This is a genomic window from Streptomyces sp. NPDC089915 (assembly GCF_040684675.1).
Classification (GTDB): domain Bacteria; phylum Actinomycetota; class Actinomycetes; order Streptomycetales; family Streptomycetaceae; genus Streptomyces.
In genome coordinates, this window is sequence record NZ_JBFBGN010000062.1 from 24,859 (window position 1) to 38,761 (window position 13,903).

The 13,903-nt window shown below is 72.4% G+C and carries 16 protein-coding genes; 10 read left to right on the top strand and 6 right to left on the bottom strand.

Features of this window, described 5'->3' with window-relative positions; all coding sequences use genetic code 11:
* Positions 1-46: 46 nt before the first annotated feature.
* Positions 47-766 carry an alpha/beta hydrolase gene (locus tag AB0O29_RS19800; RefSeq protein WP_365153213.1) on the bottom strand — a complete coding sequence of 240 codons (720 nt, stop codon included), beginning with the start codon at positions 764-766 and terminating at the stop codon, positions 47-49.
* A 113-nt stretch (positions 767-879) separates the two neighbouring features.
* Between AB0O29_RS19800 and AB0O29_RS19805 the strand changes: the two genes are divergently transcribed.
* The 3 genes from AB0O29_RS19805 (at position 880) to AB0O29_RS19815 (ending at position 3,329) form a co-directional block, all read left to right on the top strand.
* Complete coding sequence (locus tag AB0O29_RS19805) at positions 880-2,028, top strand: adenosine deaminase (RefSeq protein WP_365153214.1); 1,149 nt, start codon at positions 880-882, stop codon at positions 2,026-2,028.
* Positions 2,029-2,167: 139 nt separating this feature from the next.
* Positions 2,168-2,422, top strand: coding sequence for a hypothetical protein (locus AB0O29_RS19810; RefSeq protein ID WP_344163910.1), 255 nt, complete (start codon positions 2,168-2,170; stop codon positions 2,420-2,422).
* Between the two features lie 127 nt (positions 2,423-2,549).
* Positions 2,550-3,329: a hypothetical protein gene (locus AB0O29_RS19815; protein ID WP_365153215.1), complete on the top strand. Its 780-nt coding sequence runs from the start codon at positions 2,550-2,552 to the stop codon at positions 3,327-3,329.
* A 37-nt stretch (positions 3,330-3,366) separates the two neighbouring features.
* On the opposite strand, the gene AB0O29_RS19820 is transcribed toward AB0O29_RS19815, so the two are convergent.
* The 3 genes from AB0O29_RS19820 to AB0O29_RS19830 form a co-directional block, all read right to left on the bottom strand.
* Positions 3,367-3,579 carry a PspC domain-containing protein gene (locus AB0O29_RS19820; protein WP_365153216.1) on the bottom strand — a complete coding sequence of 71 codons (213 nt, stop codon included), beginning with the start codon at positions 3,577-3,579 and terminating at the stop codon, positions 3,367-3,369.
* A gap of 60 nt (positions 3,580-3,639) precedes the next feature.
* On the bottom strand, positions 3,640-4,134 hold the full coding sequence (locus AB0O29_RS19825) for a VanZ family protein (RefSeq protein ID WP_365153228.1): 495 nt from the start codon (positions 4,132-4,134) through the stop codon (positions 3,640-3,642).
* 164 nt (positions 4,135-4,298) lie between these two features.
* Positions 4,299-4,931, bottom strand: coding sequence for a PH domain-containing protein (locus AB0O29_RS19830; protein ID WP_365153217.1), 633 nt, complete (start codon positions 4,929-4,931; stop codon positions 4,299-4,301).
* Positions 4,932-5,069: 138 nt separating this feature from the next.
* Here AB0O29_RS19830 and deoC point away from each other — a divergent pair, with 138 nt between their 5' ends.
* Genes deoC through AB0O29_RS19845 form a run of 3 tightly spaced genes read left to right on the top strand, consistent with a single transcriptional unit; the run spans position 5,070 to position 8,366 of the window.
* Positions 5,070-6,032, top strand: coding sequence for a deoxyribose-phosphate aldolase (gene deoC, locus AB0O29_RS19835; RefSeq protein WP_365153229.1), 963 nt, complete (start codon positions 5,070-5,072; stop codon positions 6,030-6,032).
* Positions 6,033-6,037: 5 nt separating this feature from the next.
* Complete coding sequence (locus AB0O29_RS19840; protein ID WP_365153218.1) at positions 6,038-7,474, top strand: aldehyde dehydrogenase family protein; 1,437 nt, start codon at positions 6,038-6,040, stop codon at positions 7,472-7,474.
* Positions 7,467-8,366, top strand: a complete 900-nt coding sequence (locus tag AB0O29_RS19845) for an aldehyde dehydrogenase family protein (protein WP_365153219.1) — start codon at positions 7,467-7,469, stop codon at positions 8,364-8,366. The genes AB0O29_RS19840 and AB0O29_RS19845 overlap by 8 nt, the downstream gene beginning before the upstream one ends.
* A gap of 147 nt (positions 8,367-8,513) precedes the next feature.
* On the opposite strand, the gene AB0O29_RS19850 is transcribed toward AB0O29_RS19845, so the two are convergent.
* Positions 8,514-8,867 carry a hypothetical protein gene (locus AB0O29_RS19850; RefSeq protein ID WP_365153220.1) on the bottom strand — a complete coding sequence of 118 codons (354 nt, stop codon included), beginning with the start codon at positions 8,865-8,867 and terminating at the stop codon, positions 8,514-8,516.
* On the opposite strand from AB0O29_RS19850, the gene AB0O29_RS19855 reads away from it, so the two are divergent.
* Positions 8,866-9,648 (top strand): uridine kinase, encoded by a 783-nt coding sequence (locus tag AB0O29_RS19855; protein WP_365153221.1) that lies wholly within the window; start codon positions 8,866-8,868, stop codon positions 9,646-9,648. The genes AB0O29_RS19850 and AB0O29_RS19855 overlap by 2 nt on opposite strands.
* 242 nt (positions 9,649-9,890) lie before the next feature.
* Here AB0O29_RS19855 and AB0O29_RS19860 read toward each other — a convergent pair whose 3' ends face one another.
* On the bottom strand, positions 9,891-10,589 hold the full coding sequence (locus AB0O29_RS19860) for a SigE family RNA polymerase sigma factor (RefSeq protein WP_365153222.1): 699 nt from the start codon (positions 10,587-10,589) through the stop codon (positions 9,891-9,893).
* 218 nt (positions 10,590-10,807) lie between these two features.
* On the opposite strand from AB0O29_RS19860, the gene afsQ1 reads away from it, so the two are divergent.
* The 3 genes from afsQ1 (at position 10,808) to AB0O29_RS19875 (ending at position 13,627) form a co-directional block, all read left to right on the top strand.
* Entirely contained in the window at positions 10,808-11,485 is a 678-nt protein-coding gene (gene afsQ1 / locus AB0O29_RS19865; protein ID WP_365153223.1) for a two-component system response regulator AfsQ1, read from the top strand.
* Positions 11,482-12,972: a HAMP domain-containing sensor histidine kinase gene (locus AB0O29_RS19870; protein WP_365153224.1), complete on the top strand. Its 1,491-nt coding sequence runs from the start codon at positions 11,482-11,484 to the stop codon at positions 12,970-12,972. Before afsQ1 ends, AB0O29_RS19870 begins: the two co-directional genes overlap by 4 nt.
* Positions 12,973-13,066: 94 nt before the next feature.
* Positions 13,067-13,627: a hypothetical protein gene (locus AB0O29_RS19875; protein WP_365153225.1), complete on the top strand. Its 561-nt coding sequence runs from the start codon at positions 13,067-13,069 to the stop codon at positions 13,625-13,627.
* The last annotated feature ends 276 nt before the right edge of the window (positions 13,628-13,903 follow it).

The following is a 13,903-nucleotide window of genomic DNA, read 5'->3' on the forward strand; positions in this document are numbered from 1 at the left end:
CTCTACGCGCGGGACGCCGAGCCGCACCGCCGGCCGGGCCCCGCCCTCACCCCCGCAGCGACCGCCCGAACCCCGAGGCCAGCGGCATCCGCAGCCCCAGCGGCGGCGGCGCCGCCAGCGCGTCCGCCACCGGCCGCGAGTACCGCCCCGAGAACATCGCGCCGAGGACGAAGTCCACCGCGAGCGCCACCACTTCCGCCCGGTGCTCCCGCAGCCCGTGCCCGTCGGAGTGCACCTCGAACCGGCAGGTAGAACGATTCGCCTTCTTCGCCCGGGCCGCCAGCCGGAAGGAGGTCTCCGGATCGCTGCGGGCGTCGTTCGTCCCGTGCACGATCAGCACCTGCCGCCCCGCGAGCTGTTTCACCGGTTCAGGGGACCCGCCGCGCAGCTCGTCCGGTAAGCAAGGGGCCAGCGCCAGCACCGCGTTGACGGCCCCGTGCCCCGCCGCCCGCAGCGCCGCCCGGCCCCCGGCGCCGTAGCCGGCCAGGCAGACCGGCACGTCCCCGTACCGGCGCAGCGCCTCGTCCGCCGCCCACCGCGCGGCCGCCTCCCGGTCCTGCGGGCCGTGCAGCACCGCGTGCGCCACCAGCCCCTCCGCCCCGCCCGCCCGGGCCAGTGCCCGCGCGAGCGGGCGCACCGGACCGGGGGACGTTCTGGACGCTCCCGGGAGCAGGAGGACCACACCACTGACCATCGAGTCCGAGCCGTTCGCGCCGGCCGCCCGCCCCAGGCGGGCCCCGCGCGCCGGCGGCGCATGCTGTGCCATGGCGGAACAGTCTCAGACCGGCAGGTGTATGCCACCCGTCCGTACGGTCTCTGTTACATATCGACGCCCGCCGCCGACGGGTTGCTCTACGCGCGTAGGAGTAGAGTGCCGGAATGACGAGCGAGACCACCGAAAAGCCCACCCCGGACCAGATCCGCCGCTCCCCGAAGGTGCTGCTGCACGACCACCTCGACGGTGGCCTGCGCCCCGGCACGATCATCGAGCTGGCCGCCGAGGTCGGCTACGACAAGCTCCCCGAGACCGACGCCGACAAGCTGGGCGTCTGGTTCCGCGACGCCGCCGACTCCGGCTCCCTCCCGCGCTACCTGGAGACGTTCGCGCACACCTGCGCCGTCATGCAGACGAAGGAGGCCCTCTTCCGGGTCGCCGCCGAGTGCGCCGAGGACCTGGCCGAGGACGGCGTCGTGTACGCCGAGATCCGCTACGCCCCCGAGCAGCACCTGGAGGCCGGTCTGAGCCTCGAAGAGGTCGTCGAGGCGGTCAACGACGGCTTCCGCGAGGGCGAGCGCCGCGCCAAGGCCAACGGCCACCGCATCCGCGTCGGCGCCCTGCTGACCGCCATGCGCCACGCGGCCCGCGCGCTGGAGATCGCCGAACTGGCCAACCGCTACCGGGACAACGGCGTCGTCGGCTTCGACATCGCCGGCGCCGAGGCCGGGTTCCCCCCCACCCGCCACCTCGACGCCTTCGAGTACCTCAAGCGCGAGAACAACCACTTCACGATCCACGCGGGCGAGGCCTTCGGCCTGCCGTCGATCTGGCAGGCCCTCCAGTGGTGCGGCGCCGACCGCCTGGGCCACGGCGTGAAGATCATCGACGACATCGAGGTCGCCGCCGACGGTTCCGTGAAGCTGGGCCGCCTGGCCTCGTACGTCCGGGACAAGCGCATCCCCCTGGAGATGTGCCCCACCTCGAACCTGCAGACCGCCGCGGCCGCCTCCTACGCCGAGCACCCGATCGGCCTCCTGCGCAAGCTGCACTTCCGGCTGACGGTCAACACCGACAACCGGCTGATGAGCGGCACCAGCATGAGCCGCGAGTTCGAGCACCTGGTCGACACCTTCGGCTACTCGCTCGACGACATGCAGTGGTTCACCGTCAATGCGATGAAGTCCGCGTTCATTCCTTTCGATGAACGACTGGCGATGATCAACGACGTGATCAAGCCCGGTTACGCGGAGCTGAAGTCCGAGTGGCTCTTCCGTCAGACCGCTTCCACCAGCGGATCTGTCTCGGCCTAGGCCACGGCATGACATTGCGGAAGCGCCCGGGAGAACCAATTCCCGGGCGCTTCCTCGTATTTGCGGATGTTTGCGGGACGGGGTTTGAAGTGACTAGTTTGCGGAGCCGCTCGATTCCCCGTCGCAAGGACGATTTTTCATGAAGCAGTCTGCTGCCAAGTCCCTCGGTGTCGCTGTCATTGGTGCCGCCCTCGCCGCGGGTGCCGCGGGTACCGCCTCCGCCTCGGCGCTCCCCACCCCGAACCTGACGGACGCCCTCGGCACCGTCACCAGCACCGCCAGCGCCGTCACCAACCAGACGGACCAGGCCCAGCAGGGCGGCCAGAGCGACCCCGCCGCCCCGGTCAGCCAGCTGCTCGGCGGCCTGCCCCCGCTGCCCGGCCTCGGCGGCTGATCCGCACCCCGGATTCGCACGCCCGCTCGCGTGGCGCACACCCCTTCGAGGCGGTGTGCGCCACGCGGCGCGGTGTGCCACGATCACCACCAACTGCCCGCCGACGCACGGGGTATGAGGTCCGGTCATGCGCATCACGGCACGTTTCAAGACGCCCGCGACGACGTTCGCGCTGCTCCCCGCCCTGTTCCTCGGGGCCGCCGGTTGCAGCAGCGGTACGGACGCCCCCGCGGCCGGCAAGAGCCCGGACCCCAAGGGTTCCGCGGCCGCCGCCCCCTCCGCCGGCGCGTCCGGCGCCTCCGGCGCCCCGGCCGGCTCCCCGGCCCCCAAGGCCAAGGACGCCCGCCTGGAGGCCTCCGCCTTCCAGCAGGGCGACCTCCCCGGCTACCAGGTCTCCGCGCAGGGCAAGAACCCCAATGCCCCCGACGGCCAGCCGCAGGCCGACAGGAAGGCCTGCCAGCCGCTCGCCGACATCATGGGCGACAAGCCCGACCCGGCCGCACACGAGACCGTCAACCGCGGCATCGGCTCCCAGAAGCAGGTCGGCCTCGCCGTCTCCGCCTCCGTCAGCTCCTACGACGAGGCCGACGCCAAGAAGGTCGTCTCCCGGCTCCGCGAGGCCGTCGCGGCCTGCGGCTCCGGCTTCACCGCCACCATCCAGAAGCAGACCGGCACCTACCGGGACGTGAAGGCGGTCCCGTTCAAGACCTCCGGTGACGAGAGCGTCAGCTGGACCACCACGGCCTCCGCCCAGGGCGTCTCGGCCCAGGTCCACCTGGTCGTCGTCCGCCAGGGCGCCACCGTCGTCCGGCTGATGGCCCTCAACGTGGCGGGCGCCGGCCAGAAGGCGGCCGTTCCGCAGGAGGTCGCCGACAAGCAGCTGGAGAAGGTCCGGAAGGCCGGTTGACCACGGCCTCAGCGCGACTCGATCACCAGCCGGTCGATCACCAGGCGGTGTTCGCCGCGCCGACCCCGGACTTCTCGTTCGGGATCAGCACCCACAGCGCGAGGTAGATGAGGAACTGCGGGCCCGGCAGCAGGCAGGACAGCAGGAAGATGAGCCGCATCGTGCGGGCCTTCATTCCGTACCGCCTGGCCAGTCCGGCGCAGACGCCGCCGATCAGCCGTCCGTCACGGGGGCGGGTCAGCGCGCTCATGGTGTTCTCCTTCGTATCGGGATTCGCGCGCTTTCCTTTTTTCTTGCTCGGCGCGATGAATCAATATTCGCGCGGTACCGCCGACAGGACGTCGGTCCACGGGCCGAGCCCGACCCTGGGAATTCTCGGGGTGCTCCCCTGAGGAGCGGCGTCGGGGGAGGTCAGGGGCCTGCGCAGGCGGGCCCGCAGCGCCGGTACGACCGCCACGTGCACGATCACCACCCCGGCGGTGTTCAGCAGCAGGGCGTCCACGTCCAGTACCCGCCCGGGGACCGCCGTCTGGAGCATCTCGATGCTCAGCGAGATCAGTACGGCCGCGGCCGCCGTCCGCGCCAGCGAGGACCACGCGGCCAGCGGTCCGGCCGCCAGCCGGCCCCCGGCCAGCGGCAGCAGCACCCCCAGCGGGGCCAGCAGCGCCAGCCCCTCGCCGATCCGCCGCGCGGCCTCCAGGGGCCCCATCGCCAGGTCGGCCCGGATCCCCTCCAGCGGGGTCAGGTTCGCGGCCGCCGCCCATGGCACGTCCAGGGGGCTCAGGGTGAGCCATCCGACGACCATCAGATGCGCGGCCAGCAGGGCCCCGATCAGGAGCCGGGGACGGACCGGGAGCTGTGTGGCGGTGGCGGCGCTGCCGCTGCCCTCATGACGGTGCACACCAGCGAGGACGCCGCCCCCGGCGGCGGCGGTTCCGGTCAGCCCGCACCCGAAAGGGGACGGATGCCCTATCCGACGGCCAGCAGCACGGCCAGGGCCACCGCGCCCACGACCGCCGGGACGATGATCTCCCAGGCCCACCGCACGGAGACCGGCCCCTGTGCGCCCGGCCGGCCGGCCCCGCGCTCGGCCAGCTCAGTCAGCTCGTCCACGGCCTTGTCGGCGGAGGCCCGGGCCACGGGCGAGGACGCGGGCCCCTTGCCCCCCGTCCCGGCGGCGCCCCCGGCGCCCGGCGCCTCGCGCCGGCCGGCCGAGCGGTTCGCCTTCTTGCGCTCGCGCAGCGACACCGGCACCGACCACAGCTGGTACTTCTCCCCGTCCGCCAGCACCTCCGCCGAGTACCCGGCGCGCACCGCGTCGACGATCCCCCAGGGCAGCTCGATGATCCGGAAGGGGTTGCGCACCCGCATCCGGTCCTCGTTCGCGAAGACCGCCGGCCGGATGGTGAACGCCACCGTCAGCGGCACGGCGCACAGCGCGGCCGCGAGCCCGATCCACCGGCCGTCGCCCACGCCGCGCACGACGGCGTCCCCGCACAGCCACACGATCATCGCCAGGATCAGCACCCCGGTGACGACGGCCATGGGGGAGCGGTAGACGCGATCGGCGTACGCCGGCTCATGGGGGGAGGGTGTGCTCATGCCGCCGATTGTGCCGCATGCCCGCCCCGGGGCCACCGGTGCAGGGGAGCCGGGTGCACCGATGGCGGATGTCACGCCCAGATGTGCACGAGGGGGGTGACAGGTCGCTACGCGCGTAGATATGCTCATCTGGTGACCATGCCCACCACCCTCACCGCATTCGCTGACGTGACGACGTCCGACAGCGCGCTGCGCCGCTTCCTGCACGGGCTGCCCGGCGTCGACGCAGTCGGACTGGAGGCCCGCGCGGCCTCCCTCGGCACCCGCTCGATCAAGACGACGGCCAAGGCGTACGCCATCGACCTGGCCATCTCGATGATCGACCTGACGACGCTCGAGGGTGCGGACACCCCGGGCAAGGTCCGGTCGCTCGCCGCCAAGGCCGTCAACCCCGACCCCCTGGACCGTACGACGCCCACGACCGCCGCGGTCTGCGTCTACCCCGACATGGTGGCCACCGCCAAGGCGGCCCTGAACGGCGCCGACGTCAAGGTCGCCTCCGTCGCCACCGCCTTCCCGGCGGGCCGCGCCGCCCTGCCGGTCAAGCTGGCCGACACCCGTGACGCCGTCCTCGCCGGCGCCGACGAGATCGACATGGTCATCGACCGTGGCGCCTTCCTCGCCGGCCGCTACCTGGAGACCTACGAGCTGATCAAGGCCGTCAAGGAGGCGTGCGTCCGCGAGGACGGCACCGCCGCCCGGCTGAAGGTCATCTTCGAGACCGGCGAGCTGTCGACGTACGACAACATCCGCCGCGCCTCCTGGATCGGCATGCTCGCGGGCGCCGACTTCATCAAGACCTCCACCGGCAAGGTCGGCGTCAACGCCACCCCCGCCAACACCCTGCTCATGCTCGAAGCCGTCCGCGACTTCAAGGCGCAGACTGGAATCCAGATCGGCGTGAAGCCGGCCGGCGGCATCCGGACCACCAAGGACGCCATCAAGTTCCTGGTCCTGGTCAACGAGACCGCGGGCGAGGACTGGCTGACGAACGAGTGGTTCCGTTTCGGCGCCTCCAGCCTGCTGAACGACCTGCTCATGCAGCGCCAGAAGCTGAGCACCGGGCGTTACTCCGGACCCGACTACGTGACGGTGGACTGATCACCATGGCCTCTCTCTTCGAGTACGCACCGGCTCCCGAGTCCCGCTCGGTCGTCGACATCGCCCCCTCCTACGGGCTCTTCATCGACGGCGAGTTCACCGACGCCGCCGACGGCAAGGTCTTCAAGACCGTCAGCCCCTCCAGCGAGGAGGTCCTGGCGGAGGTCGCCCAGGCCGGCGCCGCCGACGTCGACCGCGCCGTCAAGGCCGCCCGCCGCGCCTTCGAGAAGTGGTCCGCGCTGCCCGGCTCCGAGCGCGCCAAGTACCTCTTCCGCATCGCCCGGATCATCCAGGAGCGCAGCCGCGAGCTGGCCGTCCTGGAGACCCTGGACAACGGCAAGCCGATCAAGGAGACCCGCGACGCGGACCTCCCCCTGGTCGCCGCGCACTTCTTCTACTACGCGGGCTGGGCCGACAAGCTCGACCACGCGGGCTACGGCGCGAACCCGCGCCCGCTCGGCGTGGCCGGCCAGGTCATCCCGTGGAACTTCCCGCTGCTGATGCTCGCGTGGAAGATCGCCCCGGCCCTCGCCACCGGCAACACCGTCGTCCTCAAGCCGGCGGAGACCACCCCCCTCTCGGCACTGTTCTTCGCGGACATCTGCCGCCAGGCCGGTCTCCCCAAGGGCGTCGTCAACATCATCCCCGGCTACGGGGACGCGGGCGCCGAACTCGTCGCCCACCCCGACGTCAACAAGGTCGCCTTCACCGGCTCCACCGCGGTCGGCAAGGCCATCGCCCGCCAGATCGCCGGCACCGACAAGAAGGTCACCCTGGAGCTGGGCGGCAAGGGCGCCAACATCGTCTTCGACGACGCCCCCGTCGACCAGGCCGTCGAGGGCATCGTCAACGGCATCTTCTTCAACCAGGGCCAGGTCTGCTGCGCGGGCTCCCGCCTCCTGGTCCAGGAGTCGATCCACGACGAGCTCCTCGACTCCCTCAAGCGCCGCCTGAGCACCCTGCGCCTGGGCGACCCGCTCGACAAGAACACCGACATCGGCGCGATCAACTCCGCCGAGCAGCTCGCCCGGATCACGGCCCTGGCCGACACCGGCGAGGCCGAGGGCGCCGAGCGCTGGTCCCCGGCCTGCGAGCTGCCCTCCTCCGGCTACTGGTTCGCCCCGACGCTCTTCACGAACGTCACCCAGGCGCACACCGTCGCCCGCGACGAGATCTTCGGCCCGGTCCTGTCCGTGCTCACCTTCCGCACCCCGGACGAGGCCGTCGCCAAGGCCAACAACAGCCAGTACGGGCTGTCCGCCGGCATCTGGACGGAGAAGGGCTCCCGCATCCTCGCGGTCGCGAACAAGCTCCGCGCGGGCGTCGTCTGGGCCAACACGTTCAACAAGTTCGACCCGACCTCGCCCTTCGGCGGCTACAAGGAGTCGGGCTTCGGCCGCGAGGGCGGCCGCCACGGCCTGGAGGGCTACCTCGATGTCTGAGTCTTCTGCGACCCGTCTGGGCGTCTTCAAGACCTACAAGCTGTACGTCGGGGGCAAGTTCCCCCGCTCCGAGAGCGGCCGGGTGTACGAGGTGAGCGACTCGAAGGGGAAGTGGCTGGCCAACGCCCCGCTGTCCTCCCGCAAGGACGCCCGTGACGCGGTCGTCGCCGCGCGCAAGGCCTTCGGCGGCTGGGCGGGCGCCACCGCGTACAACCGCGGCCAGATCCTCTACCGCATCGCCGAGATGCTGGAGGGCCGCCGGGACCAGTTCGTCCGCGAGGTCGGCGAGGCCGAGGGCCTGTCCAAGTCCAAGGCGGCGGCCGTCGTCGACGCGGCCATCGACCGCTGGGTCTGGTACGCGGGCTGGACCGACAAGATCAGCCAGATCGCGGGCGGGGCCAACCCCGTCGCGGGCCCGTTCTTCAACCTCTCCACCCCGGAGCCGACCGGCGTTGTCACGGTCGTGGCCCCGCAGGAGTCGTCCTTCCTGGGCCTGGTCTCGGTGATCGCCCCGGTGATCGCGACGGGCAACACCGCCGTCGTCATCGCCAGCGAGAAGGCCCCGCTGCCCGCCCTCTCCCTGGGCGAGGTGCTCGCCACCTCCGACCTGCCGGGCGGCGTCGTCAACATCCTCTCCGGCAAGGCCGCCGAGATGGGCCCGCACCTCGCGGCCCACCAGGACGTCAACGCGATCGACCTCGCGGGCGCGGACACGGCCCTCGCCAAGGAGCTGGAGATCGCCGCGGCCGACAACCTCAAGCGCGTCCTGCGTCCACAGCCTGTGGACGACTGGGCCGCCGACCCGGGCACGACGCGCATGACGGCGTTCCTGGAGACCAAGACCGTCTGGCACCCCACCGGGTCGCTGGGCTCGGGCGGCTCCTCCTACTAGGACCCCGCCCCACCAGGACCCCGCCCCACCAGGGCCCCGCCCCACCAGGGCCCCGCCCCACCAGGGCCCCGCTCCACCAGGGCCCCGCGTGAACCGGCCCCGGCAGCAAACCCCCGTGCTGCCGGGGCCCTCGCGCGTCCGCCGCCGCTACGGCTTCGGGAGCACCGGCCCCAGCAGCGACGAGACCGCCGCCCCCGGGACCTCCTTCACCGACGGCCCCTGCGTCAGCACCCCCGTCACCATCGTGGTGCCCACCGCCGGGAAGTCGGCCACCTTCGTGCCGACCCCGTTGTCCAGCGGGTCCACCCCGGTGTGGGCCAGCGGGTTCACCTTCAGGTTCGCGATCGGGTCGACGACCCCGGCGACGGCCGCCGCCGGGTCCAGCTCCCCGGCCTGGGCCCCGCCGGCCGCCATGGCCAGGGCCGCGCCGGCCATGGAAAGGGTCAGTCCGGCCGAGCGGAGCCGCTTGGAAGAGGAGTCGGAGGCTGCGTGACGTGCCATGGTTCCCGCCTGTGGTCGTAGTCGCGTGCGCACACAGCGTAGTCGAGGAGGGTTCCGGGATTCCAACCCGCCGTGTGAGACCGGTCGCAGGGCCTGTCGGCAGTGTGTCGATACGCCGGGTCATGCCTCACACTGGTCTCCCGTGAGCTGTTCATCTCCCCTTCCGACGCGCGTCGTGCTCCTGACCGGTCCCTCGGGTTCCGGCAAGTCCTCGCTGGCGGCCCGCTCGGGCCTGCCCGTACTGCGCCTGGACGACTTCTACAAGGAGCAGGCGGACCCGACCCTCCCCCTGGTCGAGGGCAGCTCCGACATCGACTGGGACTCCCCGCGCTCCTGGGACGCCGACGTCGCCGTGGCCGCCGTCGCCGAACTCTGCCGCACCGGCCGCACCGAGGTCCCCGTCTACGACATCGCGACCAGCTCCCGCACCGGCACGGAGACCCTCGACATCTCCCGCACCCCGCTGTTCATCGCGGAGGGCATCTTCGCCGCCGACATCGCCGCCCGCTGCCAGGAACTCGGCCTCCTCGCCGACGCCATCTGCCTGCGCGGCCGCCCCTCCACCACCTTCCGCCGCAGGCTCGCCCGCGACCTGCGCGAGGGCCGCAAGTCCCTGCCCTTCCTGGTGCGCCGGGGCCTGCGCCTGATGCGGGCCGAACGCGGCATCGTCGCCCGGCACGTCGCCCTCGGCGCCCACGCCTGCGGCCGCGACGAGGCCCTGGGCCGCCTCGCCGCGGCGGCCGCAGGCCGCCACCGCTCGGCCACCACCGCGGCCGCGTAGCGGTACGCACGGAAGGGGCCCCGGACGCACGTCCAGGGCCCCGGACGCGCGAAAGCCCGGACGCGCGAAGCCCCGGACGCACGAAAAGGCGCCCGGGCCGCTCACGCGGCCCGGGCGCAAAGAGGAAGCGGGACCAAGCGGACCCCCGACCGCCTGATCCCGCTCCCATCCCCCCATGGCCTCCGCCCCACCCCCGTAGGACGGACCCCCTGGCCGGTGGTCTGTGGTGTGTGCCCGTGGCGCTACGCGACGAGCTCCCCGAAGGACTCCGCCTCGTCCTGCCCGAAGCTCAGCGCCTCGTCCTCGCGCAGCCGGCGCAGCGAGCGCCAGATGCTCGACTTCACGGTGCCCACGCTGATGCCCAGGATCTCCGCGATCTCCGGGTCCGTACGGCCCTCGTAATAGCGCAGCACCAGCATCGTGCGCTGCGGCTCCGGGATCCGCGACAGCGCCTGCCAGAGCACCGCGCGCAGCTCCGTACCGCGCATCGCGTCCGTGTCGGAGGCCGTCTCCGGCAGCTCCTCCGTCGGGTACTCGTTCAGCTTGCGCCGGCGCCACGCGCTGATGTGCAGGTTCGTCATCGTCCGGCGCAGGTAGCCGCCGACCGCGGCCTTGTCGCTGATCCGGTCCCAGGCGCGGTACGTGGAGAACAGCGCGCTCTGCAGCAGGTCCTCGGCCTCGTGGCGGTCGCCGGTGAGGTGGAAGGCCGTCGCGTACAGCGCCGCGCGCCGCTCCTGTACGTACGCCGTGAACTCCGCCTCCGAGGAGGACGGGGAGGAAGGGGTCCGCTGGGCGGGAACCGCCTGGTACTGGTTCGCGTCAATGGCTACGACGCGAGCCTGTCGCCGGGAGCCCGGCACCGTACGGACACCCGCCCGGCGGTTCGCGTCGTGCAGCCGCGTGACAACCGCGCTGGTGGTGGTGCTGTGCAGCGTGTTCATCTCGCGCCCCCCGTCGTGGAGTCTGCTTCGGTCCGTGCTTCGATGACAAAAGACTGCCCGGCGGACTTAACCGGCGTGTCCGTCGACTGTCACAGCACTGTCACAGCCACCTCAGGCCGTGCTCCGGAGCCCGCGGCACGGACCACCGCCGCTACCGCCGTCGGATCCGTCGCGCGCGACGGTCGAAGTCCCGACGGCCGATGGGACAGAATGAGCCCGTGCCCTTCCTGTTGCTGATCGAGGACGACGACGCCATCCGCACGGCCCTCGAACTCTCCCTGACCCGCCAGGGCCACCGTGTGGCCACCGCGGCGACGGGCGAAGACGGCCTGAAGCTGCTCCGGGAGCAGCGGCCGGACCTGATCGTGCTCGACGTCATGCTGCCCGGGATCGACGGCTTCGAGGTGTGCCGGAGGATCCGCCGCACCGACCAGCTGCCGATCATCCTGCTCACCGCGCGCAGCGACGACATCGATGTCGTCGTCGGCCTGGAGTCCGGAGCCGACGACTACGTCGTCAAGCCCGTCCAGGGGCGCGTGCTCGACGCCCGCATCCGCGCCGTGCTGCGCCGCGGCGAACGCGAGGCCAGCGACTCCGCCGTCTTCGGGTCGCTCGTCATCGACCGGTCCGCCATGACCGTCACCAAGAACGGCGAGGACCTCCAGCTGACGCCGACCGAGCTGCGGCTGCTGCTGGAGCTCAGCCGCCGGCCCGGACAGGCCCTGTCCCGCCAGCAGCTGCTGCGGCTGGTGTGGGAGCACGACTACCTCGGCGACTCCCGCCTCGTGGACGCGTGCGTACAGCGGCTGCGCGCCAAGGTCGAGGAAGTGCCCTCCTCGCCCACGCTGATCCGTACCGTGCGGGGTGTCGGCTACCGGCTGGACTCACCGCAGTGATCAAGGCCCTGTTCGCGGGCCGGCGCTGGACCAGCCTGCGACTGCGGCTGCTCGTGGTGTTCGCCCTGGTCGCCCTGGTGGCCGCCGTCTCCGCCTCCGGCATCGCCTACTGGCTCAACCGCGAGGCGGTGCTCACGCGCACCCAGGACGCCGCCCTCGGCGACTTCCGCCAGGAGATGCAGAACCGGGCCGCGGCCCTGCCCGCCGACCCCACCCCCGAGGAACTGCAGCGCACCGCCGAGCTGATGGCGGGCAGCAGCCCCGGGTACAGCGTGCTGCTCGTGCACGAACGCAAGGACCGGCGGCTGGTGTTCGGCGCGGCCGGGGCGGCCTCGTTCGGGCTGGACGACGTACCGAAGTCCCTCCAGCACGCCGTGAACGACCGGCAGAAGACGACGACCGCGAACGACGCCGAGTACCACATGTACTGGCAGCGGACGAAGCCGAACGGCAACCCGTACCTGGTGGGCGGCACGCGGATCGTGGGCGGCGGGCCCACCGGCTACATGTACAAGTCCCTCGCCACCGAACGGGACGACCTCAACGCGCTCGGCTGGTCGCTGACCATCGCGACCGGGCTGGCCCTGCTGGGTTCGGCCCTGCTCGCGCAGGCGGCGGCGCGGACCGTCCTCAAGCCCGTACAGCGGCTCGGCGAGGCGGCGCGCAGGCTCGGCGAGGGCGAGCTGGACCACCGGCTCGACGTGTCCGGGACCGACGAACTGGCGGATCTCTCGCGGACGTTCAACCGGACGGCGGAGGCGCTGGAGAAGAAGGTCGCCGACATGAGCGCGCGGGAGGAGGCCAGCCGGCGGTTCGTCGCCGACATGAGCCATGAACTGCGCACGCCGCTCACGGCGTTGACGGCGGTCGCCGAGGTGCTGGAGGAGGAGGTCGACGACCTCGATCCGATGATCGCGCCGGCGGTGGGCCTGGTGGTCAGCGAGACCCGGCGACTGAACGACCTGGTGGAGAACCTGATGGAGGTCACCCGCTTCGACGCGGGAACGGCGCGGCTCGTGCTCGACGACGTCAACGTCGCCGACCAGGTCACGGCGTGCATCGACGCCCGGGCCTGGCTGGACGCCGTCGAGGTCGACGCCGGACGCGGCATCGTGGCCCGGCTCGACCCGCGCCGGCTGGACGTGATCCTGGCCAACCTGATCGGCAACGCGCTCAAGCACGGCGGATCGCCGGTACGGGTGTCCGTGCGGGTCGAGGGGGAGTGGCTGGTCGTCGCGGTCAAGGACAACGGCCCCGGCATCCCGGAGGAGGTGCTGCCGCACGTCTTCGACCGGTTCTACAAGGCGAGCGCCTCCCGGCCGAAGTCGGACGGCAGCGGGCTGGGCCTGTCGATCGCCATGGAGAACGCGCACATCCACGGGGGCGACATCACGGCCGCGAACGGCCCGGAGGGCGGTGCCGTGTTCACCCTGCGGCTCCCGGTGGACGTGGGGCAGGTGATCGCCGGTGGCGGCGAGGACGCGTAGGGCGCTGTCGGGATGGGGCTTTCTCGCTCTTTCCCTTTCCCTCTCCCTCTCTCTGGCCGGGTGCGGGATCCGGGCGACCACCGTTCCGGTCGACGTGGGTCCGGCCCCGTCGCGGGTCTCCTGCGACACCCCGGACCTGCCGTCCGGGCAGAGCGGGGTCCAGGGGTTCCGGGCCAAGATCGAGATGGTCTGCGGATCGCAGCTGGTCGCGGTGGAACGGGTCGTCCCGGTGCCCGACAAGCGGACCGGGCGCGACCCCGTCACGCTGGTCGCGCAGGCCCTGCTGGAGGAGCTGCAGCGGGTCCCGTCCGAGCAGGAACGCGAGGGCGGCTTCACGAGCGTGGTACGGGACGGCCTGACGGCCGCCCCGGCCCGGCCCGGAGACCCGGCGGGCACGGTCCGCCTCAGCCGCAAGCCGGAGGACCTGCCGCCGGCGGCCCTGGCCCAGATCGTGTGCACCCTCTCCGAGAGCGACGCCGTCTCGGCGGGCCCGGGCCCCGTGGTCCTCGGCGGCCCGGACACGGACCCGCCCCGCGCCTGGGAATGCACGGACGCGGTCCGCAACCGCCCGGAATCGGCCCCGACCCTGGGCGAACTGGTCCGCCCGACGGGGTCGCCGTCGCCTTCGGGGTCGGGGACGGGGTCGGGGTCCTGAGCGCGGGCCCGCCATCGCCCCCTCGAGGGGTCTGGGGCGGGCCGGTGGTTGCCCACCCGCCTCCCCGGGTGCGGGGCGGTGGGTGGGGGGGGGCGGGTCCCGCCGGGCGGTGACGGTCCCGCCGGGCGGTGACGGGGGAGGGCGGGGTCCAAGCGGGGCGGTCTCAGGGAGGGTTGGGGGGTTCCCGCCAGTCTCATCGTCCTTCCGCGTCGGGCCGGTCAGTCAAGAGCGCTCCTTCGTCGCGTCGCTTCGCGATGGCCTTCGGCCACCCTTGAC